The 1,039-nt window shown below is 61.3% G+C and carries 1 protein-coding gene; it reads left to right on the top strand.

From position 1 onward, the window contains the following. Positions 1–957: photosystem II q(b) protein (psbA, locus tag CJZ78_RS13475; RefSeq protein WP_094561797.1), on the top strand; the 957-nt coding region annotated here is incomplete at its 5' end. Between the last annotated feature and the right edge of the window lie 82 nt (positions 958–1,039).

Below are 1,039 nucleotides of genomic sequence, written 5' to 3'. Positions count from 1 at the left end.
CTGGCTGCCACCATCTGCTTCATCGTGGCGTTCATCGCCGCTCCCCCTGTCGACATCGACGGCATCCGTGAGCCCGTCGCCGGCTCCCTGATGTACGGCAACAACATCATCTCTGGTGCTGTTGTGCCTTCCAGCAACGCCATCGGCCTGCACTTCTATCCCATCTGGGAAGCCGCCAGCCTCGATGAGTGGCTGTACAACGGTGGTCCTTTCCAGCTGGTGGTCTTCCACTTCCTGATCGGCATCTACGCCTACATGGGTCGCGAGTGGGAACTGTCCTACCGCCTCGGCATGCGCCCCTGGATCTGCGTTGCTTACAGCGCACCTGTGGCTGCTGCTTCTGCTGTGTTCCTTGTCTATCCCTTCGGTCAGGGCTCCTTCTCGGACGCCATGCCCCTGGGCATCTCCGGCACCTTCAACTACATGCTGGTGTTCCAGGCTGAGCACAACATCCTGATGCACCCCTTCCACATGCTGGGTGTGGCTGGCGTCTTCGGCGGCAGCCTGTTCTCCGCCATGCACGGCTCGCTGGTGACCAGCAGCCTGGTGCGTGAGACCACCGAGAGCGAGAGCCAGAACTACGGCTACAAGTTCGGTCAAGAGGAAGAGACCTACAACATCGTGGCTGCCCACGGTTACTTCGGTCGCCTGATCTTCCAATACGCCTCCTTCAACAACAGCCGCAGCCTGCACTTCTTCCTGGCTGCCTGGCCCGTGGTCGGCATCTGGTTCACCGCCCTGGGCGTGAGCACGATGGCCTTCAACCTGAACGGTTTCAACTTCAACCAGTCGATCCTCGACGGCCAAGGCCGTGTGGTGAACACCTGGGCAGACGTGCTGAACCGTGCAGGCCTGGGCATGGAAGTGATGCACGAGCGCAACGCTCACAACTTCCCGCTCGACCTGGCTGCAGCAGAAGCCACCCCCGTGGCTCTGACCGCACCGGCAATCGGCTGAGGCAACAGCCTCTGCTGAGCGTGACGCTCAAACGGAATCCCTCAAGCCCCCTCCTCGGAGGGGGCTTTTTCATGGGAGATGG

Source organism: Synechococcus sp. 8F6, from assembly GCF_002252665.1.
In the GTDB taxonomy this organism is placed as follows: domain Bacteria; phylum Cyanobacteriota; class Cyanobacteriia; order PCC-6307; family Cyanobiaceae; genus Cyanobium_A.
Note: the sequence above shows the minus strand (reverse complement) of the source record. Positions and strands in the feature narration are given on the sequence as shown.